Source organism: Puniceispirillum sp. (SeqCode), from assembly GCF_965657105.1.
GTDB lineage: Bacteria > Pseudomonadota > Alphaproteobacteria > Puniceispirillales > Puniceispirillaceae > Puniceispirillum.
In genome coordinates this window covers 1-20,288 of the sequence record NZ_CBFHNB010000042.1, presented here as the reverse complement: position 1 = coordinate 20,288, position 20,288 = coordinate 1, and the positions used below count along the sequence as shown (strand labels likewise).

The window sequence follows — 20,288 nt, the reverse complement described above, 5'->3', positions numbered from 1 at the left end:
CGTGGGTTTGGCAAAGTCCGTCATGACGGCATGTTTTCTGCCAAAAAAATCGATGTGAATAATGACGGCATGATCAGCCGCGATGAGATGTTAGCGCGCCAGCAAAGCCGGTTCGATATAATCGACACCAACAAGGACGGCATGATTGCACCGGCAGAATATAACGCCAAGATGACAGCTATGTTCGAAAAGCTGGATGCGAATGCTGATGGGTTGTTGCAGCCAGATGAATTGCCACGGCGTCATCAACACAAACATCGTGACAAGCACAAGCGTGACGGTTCGCATGGTCATGATATGTCGGCAAGCTAAAGGCAATTTATCGCATAGCCACAAGCCTGCCCCAAGACCAACCACGTCTTTAGCCGTGTTCCCCTCCGTTAGGGCTAAAGACAATGCAACTCGCACCGCCGTTTCTCCCCCGGCGAAGGCGTAACAACGTTACGCTGGTGCGAGTTCGCTTTCCAATCCCCGCATATAGCTATTCACCCTCTGTGTCTTTATCGACAAAATCCAGCGATGCCGAATTGATACAATAGCGCAAGCCTGTTGGTTGTGGCCCATCGGGAAATACATGGCCAAGATGCGCATCACAGCGATTACAATGCACTTCGGTGCGCCGCATAAGGAAACTACGATCCTCGGTCTCACCAACTGCCCCATTTTCGACAGGTTGGTAAAAGCTTGGCCAGCCGCTACCTGACTCGAATTTCGTGGCGCTATCAAACAGATCCGCCCCACAGCAAATACATTGATAAGTGCCATCTGCATGATTATCGCATAGTGCCCCGGTAAACGCGCGCTCAGTACCATGTTCGCGTGTTACCTGATATTGTTCTTCGGTCAGCATATCGCGCCACTCGGCATCCGTTTTGATGATTTTGTCAGACATAAATTTCTCCCATTAAATTGCTTAGCATATTATGCGGCTGTAATATTTCGTGCCTGCATCGCTTGCCAGATCGATGCCGGGGTGGCGGGCATATCTATATGGGGTATCGATAGCGCATTACAAACCGCCGAAATGACCGCATGCGGTGCCCCAATTGCGCCAGATTGCCCTGCCCCCTTTACTCCCAGAACGTTATTCAGACACGGCGTGTTACGCATGGTGATATCGAGCATCGGAATATGGTCTGCGCGCGGCAATGTATAATCCATCAATGATCCAGCCAGAAGTTGTCCCTGATCGTCATAGACAACATGCTCAAAAAGCGCCTGGCCGATGCCCTGAACGATGCCGCCTTGTATCTGACCTTCCAACATGACCGGATTGATAACGACACCAAAATCATTGACGCAGGTAAATCGATCCAGTTTTACCTTGTATGTCGCTGGATCAATCTCTACCTCGGCAATATGACAACCATAAGGGTAGCTGGGGCCATCACTGGCATAAGGCTGGCGCATATCAAACATATGCGGGGTCTTTTCATCAGCAAGCGAGATGACCAGATCTGCAAGCGTGATTGACCGGTTACTGGCTTTATCGGCAAAGATGCCATCGTCAAAAGCCAGATCATCCAAGGTGCAATCCAGCGTTTGTGCCGCCTGTGGTCGCGCCAGTTCGATAATGCTAGCTGACGCCTCGGCAACAGCCGAACCAATCAATGCTGTCATCCGTGCCCCGCCTGTGGTGCCGTCGGGCATGGTCGCCGAGTCACCTTGCTGGACAGTGATTTTTTCAGCATCATAGCCCAGCTTGTCAGACAGAATTTGGGTTAGTGTCATCCGGTGTCCCTGGCCATTACATTGCTGTGATGCCAACACCGTCATATGCCCATTTGCGGCAAAGCTGATATGCACACCGCCATCACTGCCATCACCGCTTTTCTCAAGATACATGCCAAGACCGATACCACGATACAGCCCCTTAGTACGCGCAGCCTCACGTCGGGTGGCAAACCCGTCCCAATCGGCACGCTGCAATGCGGTTTCAAACAAGGCTGGCATGTCTCCACTATCAATGGTGATGCCAACCGCCATGGGATAGGGCATCTGGTCTGCCTTGATAAGATTACGTCGCCTTACATCAACGCGGCTGATACCTGTTTCAAACGCGATCTGGTCCAGCAGCCTTTCCAATGCGTAAATCAACTCTGGGCGTCCTGCACCGCGATAGGCATCAATAGCGGGGGTATTTGTCACGACCCCGCGTACGCGCAAGCTTGCCACCGGAATATCATAGGTGCCTGTCAAAGCTGAATTGGCTGAAATTGTGGGAATAGCCGTTGAAAAATTAGACAACCACGCGCCCATATTGGCATGCACATCGGCTTCATAGGCCAGAATACGCCCACTATCATCAATCACCGCACGCGCCTTTGTACGCGTATCCCGACCTTGAATGTCCGAGATAAACCCATCGGAACGTGGCTGTTGCCAGCGCACCAAACCACCAAGCTTGCGCGCCGCCCAGCTGACCAGCACCTGTTCTGGATGCAGAAAAATCTTGAAGCCAAAACTACCGCCAACATCATGCGTCAAAACGCGAACCGCATCATGGTCCAAATTTAGCGCATCGGCAATCTGCGTCGAAATAGACCGCGCACCTTGCGTCCCGCACCATATCAAAAGCGTATCGGGATCATCACCAGGTGCCGCGATTATGGGCCGTGTTTCAACCGAATTGACAATCACACGGCTGTTAATAACATCCACTGCAACGATTTTCTGTTTCCCCTGTGATGCGGCGGCGAACATATCCTTGGTCGCGGCCGGATCGCCTTTTTGCCAATCAAATGCAATATTTGACGGATATTCTGGATATAATTGGGGGGCACCCTCTGTCACCGCGTCATAAACATCGGTGACAGCATCTAGCGGGTCAAAATCAACCGCGATCAGATCAAGCGCAGCATCAGCATGAATCTGGCTATCCGCCACAACCATCGCCACAATATCACCCGCATAGCGGTTAATATCCCTAACCATTGGGGGTTTGGTAACCATAGGCATCGGATTGTCATCACTATTCACAACGACATTCTTACAGGCAATTTCACCAACATTATCGGCATCAAGATCAGCTTGTGTAGCTACCAACACCACCCCGGGGGCGTCTGCCGCGGCGCTGACATCAAGCGATAGTAATTTTGCATGGGCAAACGGCGCACGCAAAAAGGCAACGCGCAACCCTTCGCCAGCCTTGATATCATCAGTATAGAGCCCAGCGCCAGTTACAAGCCGATAATCTTCTATGCGCGTCAGCCCTTGACCTATTTCAAATTTCATCGCCTACCGCCTGTTATCTATCTGTGCGCCTAATCAGATGACAACATCCGGAACGCATCTCCAATACGCATCGCTGTTGTGATCCAGCATAAGACGCCAAAACCCAGTGCCAACATCGTGAAATATGATGGCATTAATGTCATCAGACATAAAAGCATGATGGTCTCGGCACCTTCGGTCAAGCCGCCAAGATGATAGAATTGCTTTTTACCGCGTGCATCTGTCGATATGCCGCGCTTGGCAGCGATAATGGCAAAACCCAGAAAGCTAGTCGCCGTACCGATAAAGCTAAAAATCAGAAAACATGCAGCCAAGCCATTTGCCGGATCGTTCAGCACAAAGGCAAACGGAATCGAGCTATAGAAAATAAAATCAAAAACAATATCCAGATAGCCACCAAAATCACTGGCGCTCGACGCACGCGCCACAGCCCCATCAAGACCATCAGCAAGCCGGTTAACCAGAATAAAGCCCAACCCGATCAGCAAGGCATCGAATGCAATGCTGACTGCCGCCGCCAGCCCCATGAGTCCCCCAAAAACAGTCACCTGATTTGCGGTTATGCCCCATCTGACAAGTTGCTGGCCAACGGGCTTGAGCATGGCATCAATAGCCGGACGAAGCTTCGCGTCAAACATCAGTTTTTGAAACAGGTTTTGTCTGCGCCTTTGTCGCTGGCCGCGCCAGGATCGTCTCGCCTGCCACACAATGTTGCCCGATGGCGATAGCCGCAACATGATCCGACGGCACAAACAGATCAATCAGACCTGCCACATGTGACATGCCAAAACTGTCACCTGCTTTGATATGCTTGCCTTCTGGCAAGCGACACACAAGCTGGCGCGCGCTAGCTGTAGCCAGCTGTACAAGCGTAACATGCCTGTTTTGATCCGATAAAAACCGGACTTCACGACGTTCATTACCTGCTCTGATTGCCGCCAGCACATCCTTATCAAAGGCAGACTTATAAGCAAAACAATCGGTGCCACCAAGATGTTTTCGTTGCCCGGGGATTAGCAGATTATCTAGCACGCGGCCACTGACAGGGTTACATTGCCACTGCATATCCGCCAGGGATGTCCGTATTGTTACACGTAGGCCCATTTCGGTAGTATTTGATAAATCATCTTGCGGCAAAGATGGCGACGGATAAGGCGCCTCAGAAATACCGACAATCACGCCGTCAGCAGGGGCAATTATAGCTGCGTCATTATCCGGACGCTGGCGTTGGGGCATCCGCATGATATGGGCAAACCACAATGTAAGACCCAGCGCAAAGGTGCCTAGTGGCAGATAAATCAGGCTGAGCACGATAGTCACACCTCCAGCCATAGCCACGAATATCCATCCATCACTAGCAATACGGCCAAAGATGCCACGGCCTGATGCCATCAATCCGGTTGTAGAGTCGTCAGCCATCATCACCTTGCCAATTTACTCCTTGCCTGTTTAGCATAGCCCAGCCGCATCCATTCATCAGCCCTTGATATCATATGATTTGAACGCCCCAAAATACACGATAAATTATTCGGGAACTGCAAACACCTGATTAGGGAAAATGAGATCTGGATCATTAATTGCTGCCGCATTCTGGCGCACTATATCGACATAACGAATACCCTCGCCATAACGACGATAGGCAATACGCCACAAAGCATCCCCCGATTGCACAATTACCAGATCGCTTCCATCCAGACCTTTTTGAAGATCACTGGTGACAAGGGGTAACCTGTAGGTAGCAACCGATTGGCTGTTTTCGTCAAGCAGATTGAACATCATCTCAAAGCGAACTTTGCTCATATCAACGGCGCCAGATACCTGCCATTCGTGATTGTCCTGACCCGCCTGAACTGGCACGGCTATATCAGCAAATTTTTGATCCTCAAGGCTAACCAAAAGACGCACGCCACCGCGTGAAATACCCGCAATCGAAATCCGCTCTTGATCCAGCCATATAATAGATCGTGGCGCAACAATCGGCATGGCGGCATCATTTTCTGGACTACTGGCTTCAGCCTGTTTCACAGTCTCAGCCTCAGGTGCCTGTAACAATTTCGGCATATCAGTTTCGGTTTGCGGCAATAATGCCACCAACGGCTGCGCAGACTCAGCTTCGTCAATTTCAATAGCCAGCGTTATATCCGCCAGCTCACTCTGGCCATCTTCGGTTTCCATGCCGATCATCACCAGATGCTGACCTGGTGCCAGTGGGCGCTCAAGCACGACGACCCATTCACCATTTTCATCAGCAACCGTCTCACCCAGTAAAATGTCTTGTTCAAACACACGGATTTTTGCATTTGGCGTTGCCTTGCCCGCAAATACAGCCGCGCCATCAGGCTTTACCCGCGCTATATCTATTTCCAGCCTTGCCTTATTGTCAGTCATATTTGCTGTATCGTCGGTCTTTTGATCTTCACCATCGCTAGATGCTGAAGCCGCCTCTTGTGACGTTGCGGTCTTGTCTTCTTCAGGCGCTGTCTTATCTGGTTTGGGTATATCCAGCACTTCCGCACTTTGCGGCTCTACCGCCGTGACATTTTCGTCAGATAGAAACACCCAACCAAGCGCAAAGGCTGCCAGAATGACACCCACCGAAATTAACAATAAAATCTTTAGTCGCACGGTTTAAATTCCATCTTTGTGATAATAACAGCTTAAGCGTAATCCTAAATTACTGTAGGTTCAATACATACCGTAGTTACCATCGATCAACAGGACTTCTTCATGAAAAAAATATGTGTCTTTACCGGTGCCGCCACCGGCAATAATCCAATTTATCGCGATGTTGCAACTGAAACGGGTAAAATGCTGGCTTCACGCGGCCTTGGACTTGTTTATGGCGGTGGCAAGATGGGGTTGATGGGAGCGGTTGCCGATGGTACCATTGCCGGCAAAGGACATGTAACAGGTATTATTCCCCATTTTTTAAATGATATTGAAGTCGGGCATCCTGATGTCAAAGATCTGCATGTTGTTGATACGATGCATGAACGAAAGGCAATGATGTATGATATATCATCAGCCTTCGTCATTTTACCGGGCGGCCTTGGCACGTTGGACGAAACCATGGAAGTCATTACTTGGCGACAGTTAAAACAGCATAGTAAACCGATCATCATTCTCAATCAGAATGGCTATTGGGATCACCTGCTTGCGCTGTTCCAATCGGTGATTGCTAATGACTTTATGCATGATGACCATTTGAACCATTTTGAGGTCGCGCAGAATCTTGATGAGTTGGGTAATCATCTGGATAAATTTGCCTGAAAATTGAGCAGGCGATTGGATATTCTCAGCCAACCAGCCAATAACTAGCCGATAACTAGCCAATTAAGGGGTAAATCCACCCACAGCACTTGTTTTTTATCCATTCTGGGCTTAAAAAAAGTCATATTTACAAGCCGAATTTTAAGATATTTAAACAGCTTGTAACAGCCCCCGGCCTGATAAATTTTGAGGAAAAAGCATGTCCCGCATTAAGGTAAAAACGCCAGTAGTCGAATTAGATGGCGATGAAATGACCCGCATCATCTGGCAGAAAATTAAAGACAAGCTCATTTTCCCCTATCTGGATATTGACCTCAAATATTATGACCTTGGCATCGAAAAGCGCGATGAAACAGATGACCAGATCACAATCGACGCCGCCAATGCGATCAAGGAATATGGCGTTGGCGTTAAATGCGCGACCATCACACCAGATGAAGACCGTGTTGAAGAATTCAATCTCAAAAGCATGTACCGTTCACCAAATGGCACTATCCGCAACATTCTGGGCGGCACTGTATTCCGCCAGCCAATCATCTGTCAGAATGTGCCGCGTCTGGTGCCAGGCTGGACCCGTCCAATTGTGATTGGCCGTCACGCCTTTGGTGATCAGTACCGAGCCACTGATTTTGTGACCGAAGGCGCTGGCAAGCTGACCATGACCTTTCAGCCAGCCGATGGCAGCCCTGCTGTAACCCGCGAAGTGTTTGACTTTCCATCTAGTGGCGTTGCCATGTCGATGTATAATTTGGATGACTCAATTCGTGGTTTTGCCCGCGCCTGTATGAATTACGGCCTTGATCTTGGCTGGCCAGTCTATCTATCGACCAAGAATACAATTCTGAAAGCCTATGATGGGCGCTTCAAGGATCTATTCGAAGAGGTTTTCAAGAGCGAATTTGAAGATAAGTTTAAAGATGCCGGCATTAGCTATGAACATCGTTTGATCGACGATATGGTTGCTTGTGCCATGAAATGGGATGGTGGATTTGTCTGGGCTTGTAAAAACTATGATGGTGACGTGCAGTCAGACACCGTAGCTCAAGGTTTTGGATCATTGGGTCTGATGACATCCGTGCTGATGACGCCTGATGGCAAGACGGTTGAATCCGAAGCGGCACATGGCACCGTCACGCGCCATTATCGTCAGCACCAACAAGGTAAAAGCACATCGACAAACCCCATTGCCTCAATCTTTGCTTGGACGCGGGGCTTGAGCTATCGGGCTAAATTCGACGAAACGCCTGATGTTGCGGCATTTGCCGATACTGTTGAAAAGGTCTGTATCAACACTGTTGAAAAAGGCCAGATGACCAAGGATCTGGCATTGCTGATTTCATCGGAACAACCTTATCTCGATACTGACGGCTTCCTTGATGCGATTGACCAGAATCTGCAAAAGGCGATGTCATAACAGTAACTTAAACCGAGAATTGTATAAACGCATTAAAACCGACATGCTTTTGGTGCCGGTTTTATTTTGCCTATGTGGGTAAATTATAGGGATATGGTGCGTTCTAGAGCGCGCTGGCAACGGCTTTTAACGCCGCCTCGGCATCATCTGCATTAGGGCCACCGGCCTGCGCCATATCGGGGCGCCCCCCCCCGCCGCCGCCGCCAAGCGCAACCGATCCGACACGCACAAGATCAACAGCATTTTTTGTTGCCACCAGATCATCTGTCACTGCAACGACAATCGATGCTTTACCACTATCGGTAGCCACAAGACAGATCACGGCATTTTCCATCCCCTGTTTCATTTCGTCAGCCATTGACTTTAGCTCGCGCGCTGGCGTGTCCGCCATAAGGCGACCAACAAAATTAATCCCGTTTATTTGTTCGGAACCAGCACTATTAGCATCACCGCCAGCCGCCAGTTTACGCCGCATCATGGTGATATCACGCTCGGCGCGCTTATTATCTTCAAGCAGTTTGGCGACACGTTCAGCCAGCTGTTCAGGGGCAATTTTCAACAATTCTGCCGTTTGGCTCAAAATCTGTTCACGATGGTCAATCCATTCAACCGCACCCGCCTGCGTTACCGCTTCAATCCGCCTTACGCCGCCAGCAACCGCAGACTCGCCAATGATTTTCAGAATGCTTATATCACCCGTACGATTGACATGCGTACCACCGCATAGTTCGACTGACCAAGCCGTGCGGCCTTTGATGTCAGTTTCCCCGCCCATCTGCACGACCCGCACCTCATCACCATATTTTTCGCCAAACAATGCCAATGCCCCAAGCTCGATTGCGGCTTCTGGGGTCATGATCCGGGTTGAAACATCCGAATTCATCTGCACCCTGCTATTAACGATCGCCTGAACGCGCGCCAATTCATCTTCGGTCATGGCTTTGGGATGGGAAAAGTCGAACCGCAACCGATCAGGTCCAACCATTGATCCCTTTTGCGCCACATGGTCACCAAGCACCTCGCGCAGGGCTTCATGTAAAAGATGCGTTGCTGAATGGTTTGCCCGCAGACGCAACCGCCGCGCAACATCAATATCCAGCCGGACATCATTGCCAACATTTAGCGATCCTTCGGTGATGCGCGCCCGATGCACGAACATACCCATTGGCGTTTTGAACGTATCGGTAACAGTCGCCGCACCATCAGCCCAGCTGATTACCCCGGTATCGCCAACCTGCCCCCCTGACTCGGCATAGAACGGTGTTTGATTTGTGATAATCTGCACATCCTCGCCTGCGGCAGCACTATCGATAGGGGCACCATCACGAACCAATGCTGTTACCTGTCCTTCGGCAGTATCGGTGCTATAGCCAAGAAACTCGGTTGCGCCTAATTGCTGACCAAGGTCAAGCCAGACGCTTTCAGTGGCGGCATCACCTGATCCGCTCCAGGCCTTGCGGGCAGCCGCCTTCTGCGCTTCCATGGCCGTATTAAAACCATCCAAATCAACATCCCATTCATAGCCGCGCATGAAATCTTGTGTCAGATCAAGCGGAAACCCATAGGTGTCATAAAGCTTAAAAGCGGTCTTGCCATCTAGCACACCGCCAGCGGCCTTGCCTGCCACCTCATCATTCAGAATGCGCAAGCCACGCCCAAGCGTTTCCTTGAACCGGCCTTCTTCCAGCTTCAATGTTTCGGTGATCAACGCCTGTGCCCGTCCAAGTTCGGGATAATGCCCGCCCATTTCGGCAACCAGAGATGGCACCAGCCGCCACATGGTTGGATCCTGACATCCCATCTGATGCAGATGACGCATGGCCCGGCGCATAATTCGGCGCAACACATAACCACGCCCTTCATTTGAGGGCAAAACCCCATCGGCAATCAGAAATGACGACGCCCGTAAATGATCAGCAACAACACGGTGTGATACATTATGATCACCATCAGCCGCCACATTCGCAGCATCAGCCGAAGCCTCGATCAAGGTTCGCATCAAATCGATATCATAATTATCGTGCTTGCCTTGCAGCACCGCAGCGATCCGCTCCAATCCCATGCCAGTATCAATCGAAGGCTTTGGCAAATTGACCCGTTCAGTAACAGTCTGCTCAAACTGCATGAAAACCAGATTCCAGATTTCGATAAAACGGTCACCATCTTCATCTGGCGACCCCGGAGGCCCGCCAGGAATATGATCGCCATGATCATAGAAAATTTCTGAACAGGGACCACAAGGGCCAGTATCACCCATGGCCCAGAAATTATCAGACGTTGCAATACGAATGATGCGGTTATCATTCAATCCGGCAATTTTTTTCCACAGGTCAGCGGCTTCATCATCTTCATGATAGACCGTGACAAGCAGTTTGCTGGCATCAAGACCGTATTCACGCGTAATCAGGTTCCAGGCCAATTCAATGGCATTTTCCTTAAAATAGTCACCAAAAGAAAAGTTACCCAACATTTCGAAAAATGTATGATGCCGTGCCGTATAGCCGACATTCTCAAGATCATTATGCTTGCCGCCAGCCCGCACACATTTCTGTGACGTCGCCGCGCGCACATAATCACGCGTTTCCAGACCGGTAAACAGATTTTTAAACTGCACCATGCCAGCGTTCGTGAACATGAGCGTTGGATCATTTTGTGGAACCAGCGGGCTGGAATCGACCACCTGATGTCCGTTATCTTTGAAATATTCCAGAAAGGTCGCGCGAATATCGTTGACGCTTGCCATCACAATTATACCTGCTGTCTTGATGCCTGTTAAAAGTATGTTCGTTCAAGCGTTTTAGCCGTTGGGCTGGCGCCCTGTCCAGTCTATCTTCATATTATGAAGTGGTTTTGGCAATCGTTACACCAAAATCATCGTGGTGTTTCAGCATTCATAGAGGGTTATTTGCAAATTTATTCCCCCACATATTCATATGACTTATCTATGCAACTTATCCATGCAAGATGTCAATGCTACGGAAAAGCCGAGTCCCCATTTCGGAAACCCGGCTTTGTAATTCAATTGCATTGTTTCCGATCAGGCACGCATTGCCATGATTCATAGACCATTACGCGTCAAGCGGTGTGTCCGGGGACTCAGGCACATCAGCCTCTGGTGAGTCAGCAATCGAATTATCAAGCATTGCGTCGCCAACAAGTCCGGCATTTTGGCGGATCGAACTTTCGATCTCATTTGCTATTTCGGCATTCTCACGCAAGAAATTTTTGGCATTTTCACGCCCTTGCCCCAATCGATCACCCTTATAGGAAATCCAGGCACCCGACTTTTCAACGATGCCTGCGGCAACGCCAAGGTCAAGAAGCTCACCCATTTTAGAAATGCCTTCACCATACATGATATCAAACTCGACCGTACGGAACGGTGCTGCGACCTTGTTTTTGACAACTTTGACACGAGTCTGGTTACCAACCACTTCATCACGATCCTTGATCGCGCCGATACGGCGAATATCAAGACGAACCGAAGCGTAGAATTTTAGCGCGTTACCGCCTGTTGTTGTTTCCGGATTACCAAACATCACGCCAATTTTCAAACGTATCTGGTTAATGAAGATAACCAGACAATTCGACCGGGCTATTGACGAAGTCAATTTACGTAGAGCCTGACTCATTAGACGGGCTTGCAAGCCGACATGATGGTCACCCATCTCACCTTCAAGTTCTGCACGGGGCACCAAAGCCGCCACCGAATCAACAACCAGCACATCAATGGCGCCCGAACGCACCAGCGTATCGGCAATTTCCAGCGCCTGTTCACCCGCATCCGGCTGTGAAATCAGCAGATCATCGATATTAACGCCCAGCTTTTTCGCATAGGCTGGATCCAGCGCATGTTCGGCATCAACAAAGGCGCAGTTACCGCCTTCTTTCTGGGCTTCGGCAACCGCATGCAATGCTAGGGTTGTTTTACCAGAAGATTCAGGGCCATATATCTCAACGATCCGGCCTTTCGGGAAGCCACCAATACCAAGGCCGATATCCAGCCCCAATGACCCTGTTGAAATCGACTGCACATCAACTGCCGATTCCCGTTGGCCCAGTTTCATCACTGACCCCTTGCCAAACGCCTTTTCAATCTGTCCGATTGCCGCTTCCAGCGCCTGATTCTTGTCACTTTGTTTCATTTTCATATCCACCACTACACCAGCCATTTCATGCCTCCATGTTGCATAGCTACCCGGTACTGTCCATGTCCAAATTTTGGTTCAATGAACCTTTTGACATTACCGGTAAAAAATTCATCATGATTTCATTTTGTGCTGTTTTTGTTCCTATTTCAAGAACATTTTCACTTTTTGTTCTCTTTTTTATGATTTTGGACAGTAATGGCAATAATTGGCGCAGCCAAACATACCTTGACCCGCATAATTTATAGGGATCCGCATAATTTATAGGGATGCCCACCCAATCGGGTCGATCAGGAACGCGTCATGACTATAAGTAATGAAAGATGGCTGAAACGTTAATCGTCGCGATGCACACGTTCCATGCGCTCATGCTGTTCCTGGGCATGCAGGCTCAATGAGGCAATCGGACGCGCTTCCAGACGGCGCAGATTGATCGGTTCATCGGTTTCAACACAATAGCCATAGCTACCCTCATCGATCCGGCGCAGAGCCGCTTCGATTTTCTGCAGTAACTTACGCTCACGATCCCGCGTGCGCAGATCAAGCGCGGCGTTGCTTTCAATTTGTGCTCGATCCATTTGATCTGGTTGATGCAGATTTTCCTGTGACAATCCTGAAATTGTGGCACCAGCTTCGTCAATCAATTCGGCACGCCAATCTTCCAGCTTTTTGCGGAAATACAGCAACTGCATCGGATTCATGAACTCTTCGCTATCACTTGGCCGGTACCCCTCGGGTAACAGACCTGGCGACGCTGACTCGGAAGTGGTTTTTGTTTTTGATGTTATCGAAGTCATTTTTTAAACCTATTCGTCGATATTAATTACAAGGTAATAACTTGTCAGGCCGTATAGCCCTGTGACGTGAATTCATCAGACCAAAATTTGCCCTTCACCTACACCGTATTTCATTACCAAGCAAGCATATTTTTTGGGTAAGTTTTGCGGCCTAGCACTGTTAACCACTGAAAATCATTATTAAAAAGTTAATCACGCATATGTGATTTGCGATCTTGTTCATGTTCTTTTAACTTTTGCACTAAGCCAATGTTCGTGTGAATTTTTGTTATATTATATGAGTTCTGTCTTTTCACCTTCGAACTTACATGTGGCGGCGCGTTTTGCCGCAAATATTGCTCTCCTACAGGGCGCACAAATAAGGAAAGAGGTATCGATGAATATTCTTATTGTTGAAGATGATCCAGTTATTGCAGACGTGATCGGTATGACCCTTGATGAAGCTGGGCATTTTAGCACTGTCGCCCATACAATTGAGGCATCACTTGCAGAATTGCGCCATAATCGGATCGACGCTGTGTTGCTTGATATAAACCTTCCTGATGGCAACGGCACGCGGCTGGCCCGCCTGATCCGTAAGCATCACCTCCCCATGCCTATTCTTGTTGTCTCTGGCAATAGTGGCATTGATGACAAAATTGCAGCCCTTGGTGCTGGTGCCGATGGCTATCTCACTAAACCCTTTGATAGATATGAATTAATGGCCAATCTGGACGCGATTATCCGGCGCACCAACGGCCATAGTTCGGCGGTTGTCACCGCAGGCAATCTCACCGTTGATCTCAGCCGCAATTACGCCAAGATCGGCGACAAACAACTCAATCTAACAGCCAAGGAATTTCGCATTGTCGAATTTCTGGCGCTTCGCAAGGGATCAGTGTTGAGCAAGGATGCCTTTTTGAACCATTTATATGGCGGTATTGACGAGCCAGAGCCAAAAATCATTGACGTCTTTATGTGCAAATTACGCCGTAAACTCGACAATGCTGGCGCTTCGGGGCTGAATATCGATACGGTATGGGGACAAGGCTATATTCTGCGCGAAACCCCCGATTTTGAAATTGCCGAACAATCCATTTAACCTTGGCCGCTCGATGCTTCAAAACAAAGCAAATCTCGCTTTAGGAACTTCATGCTTTGTTAACATACTTTGATGTGTCCTGTTAAACTTCGTCAATGATCGGTTAAATTAAACCCAAACCAAAGTGTCTCCCTGAATGGCCAGCATCATGCTGGCCATTTTCCATTCATACCCAAAAACATCGGTGTAATGATGCGATGGTCATATGGCGCACCATCACCATTTTAACGCTGTCGCATTTATGGTAATGTCAGACTTAGATGGAATAGATCACAAATAACCAGGGTGACAACATGCTATATTTTGAACTTGGGGATTTTGTGAAACATCCTGAACGACCCGATTGGGGTCTAGGTCAGGTGCAATCGATTGTCGGTCTGAATGTAACGGTGAACTTTGAGCATGTCGGCAAACAGCTGATAAATTGTGCGCATGTGGATCTGATTGCTGCATCTGAAAAAACCATGATGCCCCCTATCAGTTCATAGCTAATGTTTGTAAAGACATTCGTTTTGCATGTTGCTACGAATAATAAGACGTAGCCTAGTTTACGATGCTTTTATGGGAGAAATGCTGGTGGATAATTTACCGAACACCGGTCGCGATAAGTCAGACGATTTTAGCAGCGCTGGCAAACCAAGCCGTGGCAAGGGAAAATACAAACCAAAAGGTCGTATGCTTGATCCTGTTGCGCTTGATGAAGTGCGCGCATTGCTGGGTAACATTACCCCCGCCCGCGATATGCTGATTGAGTATCTGCACATGATACAAGACAGCGAAAAACATCTATCGGCACGGCATCTGGCAGCGCTTGCCCATATCATGCGTATTCCGATGGCCGAAGTCTGGGAAGTTGCCAGCTTTTATGACCATTTTGATCTTGTTAAAGAAGATGAAACAGCCCCGCCCCATTGTACAGTTCGCGTTTGCACGTCACTTTCCTGCATGATGGCTGGCGGTGAAACCATGCTTGAAAAGCTACAACCCTATGCCAGCGAGAAGGTGCGCTTTGTTCCCGCGCCTTGCATTGGTGCCTGTGACAAAGCACCTGCCGCCGCGGTTGGTCACAAACTTGTCGAACATGCCAGCTTTGAAGCGCTGAAAGCCGTTAAAGAAGACGGACATCCTGAAATTCCGGCTACCGCACGCCGTTTCGACGCTTATGTTGCCGATGGCGGTTACAGCCTGCTTAAAGCTCTGTTGGAGGGCAAAAAAACTGCTGAAGACGTTTTGTCCGTTCTGGATGATACAGCTTTACGTGGTCTTGGCGGCGCGGGCTTCCCAACCGGACGCAAATGGCGGATTGTATCAGGCCAGCCAGGCCCCCGTCTGATGGCGGTCAATGGTGATGAGGGCGAACCAGGCACTTTTAAAGACCGCCTGTATTTATCGAATGACCCGCACCGCATGATCGAAGGCATTCTGATCGCAACCAAGGTTGTGGGCATCGATGCTTGTTACATCTATATGCGTGATGAATACCCAGAAATCATTGCCTTGCTTAAAGAAGAACTGGCGGCTGTTGAAGCGGCCGGCTTGACCGATCACACTGAGCTGCATCTGCGCCGCGGTGCTGGCGCCTATATTTGCGGTGAAGAATCAGCCATGATTGAATCGATTGAGGGTAAACGCGGCCTGCCGCGTCACCGCCCACCCTTTGTTGCTGAAAAAGGCATCTTTGACCGTCCAACTCTGGTCAATAATGTCGAAACGCTTTACTGGATTCGTGACATTGTCGAACAAGGTGCCGATTGGTTCAACAACCAAGGCAAAGACGGACATCCAGGGCCACGCAGCTATTCGGTTTCCGGCCGTGTTGCCAAACCCGGTGTGATTATGGCACCTGCCGGATCGACGGTTGAAGAATTGATTGCCCTATGCGGCGGGATGGCTGATGGACATAGCTTCAAAGGCTATCTTCCAGGCGGGGCATCCGGCGGCATTCTGCCTGCGAGCAAAGGCGATATTCCGCTTGATTTTGGAGGCAAGCTTGCCGAGGAAGGCTGTTTTGTCGGATCACATGCGGTAGTCGTGTTATCCGATCAGGATAATATGTGGGACGCTGCGACAAATCTGTTAAAATTCTTTGCGCATGAAAGCTGCGGGCAATGCACCCCATGCCGGAATGGCACTGAAAAGGCCGTAACATTGATGCAAAGCGCAAATCCTGATGTCAATCTATTGGGCGAATTATCGATTGCCATGGGTGATGCCAGCATTTGCGGCCTTGGTCAGGCGGCATCCAATCCCCTGACCAGCGTGATGAAGCATTTTCCAGAAGACATAGTTAAATAGCGGGCAAAATAGCGACCAAACCGGATACCAATCATAACTGACTTTGCTAGCCACTCAGATTTAGGTGAAAGATATAACGATGACTGATACGAAAACACCGATTAATTTTATACTTGATGGCAAGGATGTTAGCGCCGAAGCTGGCGAAACCATATGGCAGGCTGCGGCGCGCCTTGGCACTGACATTCCGCATCTATGTTACAAGGATGACGATGGTTACCGCCCTGATGGTAACTGTCGAGCCTGTATGGTGGAAATTGAGGGTGAACGGGTCTTGGCGGCATCATGTATCCGCGCCCCAAGCGAAGGCATGGTCGTAAATAGCCAGAATCACCGCGCCACCACGGCACGTAAAATGGTCATGGAATTGCTGGTTTCTGATCAGCCTGCGCGTGAATCAGCGCATGATCCGGATTCCGAATTGTGGAAATATGCCGAAACACAGAATGTTGAAAGTGGACGTTTTCCTGCGCGTATGTCAGCCGAGCCTGATAGTTCGCATCCAGCTATTGCTGTCAATATGGACGCGTGCATCCAATGCGGCCTATGCGTTCGTGCTTGCCGTGAAGTGCAGGTCAATGATGTGATCGGTCTTGCTGGTCGCGGTGCTGATGCGCATATCGTGTTTGATTTTGGCGATGATATGGGTGCCAGCACCTGTGTAGGCTGCGGTGAATGTGTTCAGGCCTGTCCAACAGGTGCCCTGATGCCCAAAACTCTGCTTGATGACAGCCAGAAGCTGGCCATCACGCCTGACCGCAATGTCGATTCTGTGTGCCCTTATTGCGGTGTTGGATGTCAGCTTACATTCAATATCAAAGATGAAAAAATCGTAGCTGTTTCGGGTCGGCAAGGCCCTGCCAATAAAAGCCGTCTATGTGTTAAAGGTCGTTATGGATTTGACTATGTTGCCAATCCGGAACGCCTGACAAAGCCTCTAATCCGCCGTGACGATGTTGCCAAGACCGACTCTCTGCCTTTTGACGCCAGCAATCCTCTCACCCATTTCCGCGAAGCCAGTTGGGAAGAAGCCCTTGACCTTGCCGCGGGCAAATTCACTCATGTGCGTGACACCTATGGCCCGTCTGCCATGTCAGGTTTTGGTTCGGCCAAAGGCAGCAACGAAGAAGCCTATCTAGTGCAAAAGCTTGTGCGTACTGGCTTCAAGACCAACAATGTCGATCACTGCACACGTTTATGTCATGCGTCATCGGTCGCCGCCTTGCTGGAAAATATCGGCTCTGGCGCTGTCACAGCCTCCTTTTCTGAATGTCGCAATTCAGACGCCATTATCGTGATCGGTTCAAACCCGACAGTGAACCATCCGGTTGCCGCAACATTTATCAAGAACGCCGCCCAGAAGGGTGCCAAGCTTTATGTGATGGATCCCCGGGGTCAGGCACTTGACCGCTATGCCGAAGAATCACTGAACTTTGTCCCGGGCACTGATGTGGCGCTTTTGAATGGTCTGATACATGTGATTATCGACGAAGGTCTTTATGATGATGATTATGTCAAAAACCAAACCGAAGGCTTTGATGACCTGAAAGCCCGCACTGCCAGTTCAACACCTGAGGCTATGTCAGCCATTTGTGGTATTGCCCCTGATACAATCCGCGAGGTGGCACGTGGTTATGCCAATGCCAAAGCGGCGATGATTTTCTGGGGCATGGGCATCTCTCAGCATACGCATGGCACTGACAATTCACGCTGTTTGATTTCCCTGGCCTTATTGACAGGTAATGTTGGCAAGCCAGGCGCTGGTCTGCATCCGCTGCGAGGTCAGAATAACGTTCAAGGCGCATCTGATGCGGGTTTGATCCCGATGTTCTTCCCCGATTACAAGCCTGTTGGCGACCCTGAAATCCGCGCTAAATACGAAAATCTGTGGAACGCCAAGCTGGATCCGGAAAAAGGCCTCACTGTAGTTGAAATCACCGACGCCGCCTATAATGGTGACATTAAGGCGATGTATGTGATGGGCGAAAACCCGGCTATGTCGGATCCCGATCAGTCACATGCTCGCGCGGCGCTGGCGAAACTCGACATTCTAGTTGTGCAGGATATTTTCATGACCGAAACGGCAGCTTTTGCCGATGTGATCCTGCCCGCTTCGGCCTTTCCGGAAAAGAATGGCACCTTTACCAACACTGACCGCCGCGTGCAGATGGGGCGTCAGGCGATTGACCCACCAGGCGATGCAAAGCAGGATTGGTGGATCATTCAGGAACTTGCCAACCGAATGGGACTGAGCTGGAGCTATACGCATGCCCGAGATATTTTTGGCGAAATGCGCATGGTCATGCCGTCTTTGACTGGTATTACATGGGATCGTCTGCTCAAGGAAGATGCTGTCACCTACCCATGTGCTGATGAAAATAGCGAAGGCAAGGATGTGATCTTCGGCGATGGGTTCCCGACGGCGTCGGGACGCGGACGGATGACACCAGCAGATGTATTGCCACCTGATGAAATGCCCGATGCTGAATTTCCGCTGGTGATGTCCACAGGACGTCTTCTGGAACATTGGCATACTGGTTCTATGACAAGGCGGGCAACTGTTCTTGACGCTCTCGAGCCAGAGCCAGAGGTGCATGTCTCTCCATCTGATTTGCAATCATTACAGGTTTCAGCCGGAGATCTGATCCGTGTTGTGACCCGTCGCGGTGAAATTGCACTTGCGGCGCGAGTTGATCCGAAACTGCCGGCAGGGATGATCTTTGTTCCTTTCTGCTTTAACGAAGCCCCTGCCAACATGCTGACAAATCCGGCGCTTGACCCTTATGGCAAGATTCCCGAATTGAAATTTTCGGCAGCACGGCTGGAAACCGTTATTGAAGCTGCGGCAGAATAACTCAACTGCTATATAACCTCTATACGGATGTGATATTTCGCTATATCACATCCCTAGTCAGCATCAATGAAAGCATTCACTTATCTTTGGTGCTTTTGATTTAATGTTTTGTTACATAACCGCGTTTAGTAGAAGGTTAGCAACCTGCGAAGGTTAGCTACGATTGGTTAATAGCCATAAGCTATGAACGCAACAGAGGGCATTTAGGCACCCTCTCAGGCTGGAGACGGCAGTTGAATTACCGCGATGTCTTTAAAAGCAAGCTCAATCAACTAGTGGCCGAAAATCGGTATCGCCACTTTGTTGAGCTTGAGCGCATTGTAGGCGCACATCCACAAGCTGTCTGGAACGCCCCCGATGGTAAACGCGATGTCACGGTCTGGTGTTCGAATGATTATATCGGCATGGGGCATCATCCCGACGTGATCGCTGCCCTGCAAAACGCAGCTGGTCGGCATGGCACTGGCGCTGGTGGCACCCGCAATATTTCGGGCACAAGTGCGTCCATTGTTGCCCTGGAACAGGAGCTGGCATCATTGCACAATAAAGAACGTGCGCTGGTTCTAAACAGCGGCTATGTCGCCAATGAAGCCAGCATCAGCGCGCTTGCCGGATTATTGAATGATTGCATTGTCTTTTCCGACGCGATGAACCATGCCTCGATTATTTCCGGCATTCGCCATGCGCGTGTTGAAAAGGCAATTTTTCGTCATAATGATGTTGCGCATCTTGAATCCCTGCTGGCAAGACAGCCGCTTGACCGGCCAAAGATCATCATTTTTGAATCGGTTTATTCGATGGATGGTGATATCAGCCCAATTGCCGAGATTATCGACCTGGCAAAACGCTATAACGCCTTGACCTATCTTGATGAAGTGCATGCCGTTGGTATGTATGGCGCCAATGGTGGTGGCATCGCCCAGATGCTTGGTTTGGATAACGATATCGATATCATTCAGGGCACCCTTGGCAAGGCCTTTGGTACGATTGGCGGCTATATTGCAGGTGATGATGTAATATGTGACGCTGTGCGCAGTTATGGGTCTGGTTTTATTTTTTCAACTGCCCTGCCGCCAGCCATTGCCAGCACGGCATTGGCCTCGGTACGGCATATTCGGGCACATGACAAGCCGCGAAACCAGCAGAAAATTCAGGCTGAAAAGCTCAAAGCTGCGTTACGAGCCAAGCAAATAGA

The 20,288-nt window shown here is 49.6% G+C and carries 15 protein-coding genes and 1 pseudogene; 8 read left to right on the top strand and 8 right to left on the bottom strand.

What is annotated here, in order from left to right; all coding sequences use genetic code 11:
* Window positions 1–312 (top strand): annotated as a pseudogene (locus tag ACTF7Q_RS07100) (hypothetical protein); the annotation flags it as partial.
* A 169-nt stretch (window positions 313–481) separates the two neighbouring features.
* Here the strand turns inward: ACTF7Q_RS07100 and msrB are convergent.
* From msrB to ACTF7Q_RS07075, 5 genes are all read right to left on the bottom strand, one after another.
* A complete protein-coding gene (gene msrB, locus ACTF7Q_RS07095) occupies window positions 482–892 on the bottom strand; it encodes a peptide-methionine (R)-S-oxide reductase MsrB (protein ID WP_438997153.1) in 411 nt (136 codons plus the stop codon).
* Between the two features lie 29 nt (window positions 893–921).
* Window positions 922–3,234 (bottom strand): xanthine dehydrogenase family protein molybdopterin-binding subunit, encoded by a 2,313-nt coding sequence (locus ACTF7Q_RS07090; protein ID WP_438997152.1) that lies wholly within the window; start codon window positions 3,232–3,234, stop codon window positions 922–924.
* Between the two features lie 29 nt (window positions 3,235–3,263).
* On the bottom strand, window positions 3,264–3,872 hold the full coding sequence (locus ACTF7Q_RS07085; RefSeq protein ID WP_438997151.1) for a CDP-alcohol phosphatidyltransferase family protein: 609 nt from the start codon (window positions 3,870–3,872) through the stop codon (window positions 3,264–3,266).
* Complete coding sequence (locus ACTF7Q_RS07080; RefSeq protein WP_438997150.1) at window positions 3,865–4,653, bottom strand: phosphatidylserine decarboxylase; 789 nt, start codon at window positions 4,651–4,653, stop codon at window positions 3,865–3,867. The genes ACTF7Q_RS07085 and ACTF7Q_RS07080 overlap by 8 nt, the downstream gene beginning before the upstream one ends.
* 105 nt (window positions 4,654–4,758) lie before the next feature.
* Window positions 4,759–5,859, bottom strand: coding sequence for an Ig-like domain-containing protein (locus ACTF7Q_RS07075; RefSeq protein ID WP_438997149.1), 1,101 nt, complete (start codon window positions 5,857–5,859; stop codon window positions 4,759–4,761).
* Between the two features lie 102 nt (window positions 5,860–5,961).
* On the opposite strand from ACTF7Q_RS07075, the gene ACTF7Q_RS07070 reads away from it, so the two are divergent.
* A complete protein-coding gene (locus ACTF7Q_RS07070) occupies window positions 5,962–6,504 on the top strand; it encodes a TIGR00730 family Rossman fold protein (RefSeq protein WP_438997148.1) in 543 nt (180 codons plus the stop codon).
* Between the two features lie 199 nt (window positions 6,505–6,703).
* Window positions 6,704–7,918, top strand: a complete 1,215-nt coding sequence (locus ACTF7Q_RS07065; RefSeq protein WP_438997147.1) for an NADP-dependent isocitrate dehydrogenase — start codon at window positions 6,704–6,706, stop codon at window positions 7,916–7,918.
* Window positions 7,919–8,021: 103 nt separating this feature from the next.
* On the opposite strand, the gene alaS is transcribed toward ACTF7Q_RS07065, so the two are convergent.
* The 3 genes from alaS to dksA all read right to left on the bottom strand — a co-directional run bounded on the left by alaS (window position 8,022) and on the right by dksA (window position 12,863).
* On the bottom strand, window positions 8,022–10,661 hold the full coding sequence (gene alaS / locus ACTF7Q_RS07060; protein WP_438997146.1) for an alanine--tRNA ligase: 2,640 nt from the start codon (window positions 10,659–10,661) through the stop codon (window positions 8,022–8,024).
* Between the two features lie 325 nt (window positions 10,662–10,986).
* On the bottom strand, window positions 10,987–12,090 hold the full coding sequence (recA, locus tag ACTF7Q_RS07055; protein ID WP_438997145.1) for a recombinase RecA: 1,104 nt from the start codon (window positions 12,088–12,090) through the stop codon (window positions 10,987–10,989).
* A gap of 311 nt (window positions 12,091–12,401) precedes the next feature.
* Entirely contained in the window at window positions 12,402–12,863 is a 462-nt protein-coding gene (gene dksA / locus ACTF7Q_RS07050; protein ID WP_438997144.1) for an RNA polymerase-binding protein DksA, read from the bottom strand.
* A gap of 376 nt (window positions 12,864–13,239) precedes the next feature.
* Here dksA and ACTF7Q_RS07045 point away from each other — a divergent pair, with 376 nt between their 5' ends.
* From ACTF7Q_RS07045 to hemA, 5 genes are all read left to right on the top strand, one after another.
* A complete protein-coding gene (locus ACTF7Q_RS07045; RefSeq protein WP_438997143.1) occupies window positions 13,240–13,944 on the top strand; it encodes a response regulator transcription factor in 705 nt (234 codons plus the stop codon).
* A 293-nt stretch (window positions 13,945–14,237) separates the two neighbouring features.
* The gene (locus tag ACTF7Q_RS07040; RefSeq protein ID WP_438997142.1) at window positions 14,238–14,432 is read left to right on the top strand and encodes a DUF3553 domain-containing protein; all 195 of its coding nucleotides are present in this window, start codon (window positions 14,238–14,240) and stop codon (window positions 14,430–14,432) included.
* Window positions 14,433–14,520: 88 nt separating this feature from the next.
* Window positions 14,521–16,239, top strand: coding sequence for an NAD(P)H-dependent oxidoreductase subunit E (locus ACTF7Q_RS07035; RefSeq protein WP_438997141.1), 1,719 nt, complete (start codon window positions 14,521–14,523; stop codon window positions 16,237–16,239).
* 79 nt (window positions 16,240–16,318) lie between these two features.
* A complete protein-coding gene (gene fdhF, locus ACTF7Q_RS07030) occupies window positions 16,319–19,093 on the top strand; it encodes a formate dehydrogenase subunit alpha (protein WP_438997140.1) in 2,775 nt (924 codons plus the stop codon).
* A gap of 233 nt (window positions 19,094–19,326) precedes the next feature.
* Window positions 19,327–20,288 (top strand): 5-aminolevulinate synthase (gene hemA, locus ACTF7Q_RS07025; protein WP_438997139.1); only part of this gene is annotated, 962 nt, incomplete at its 3' end.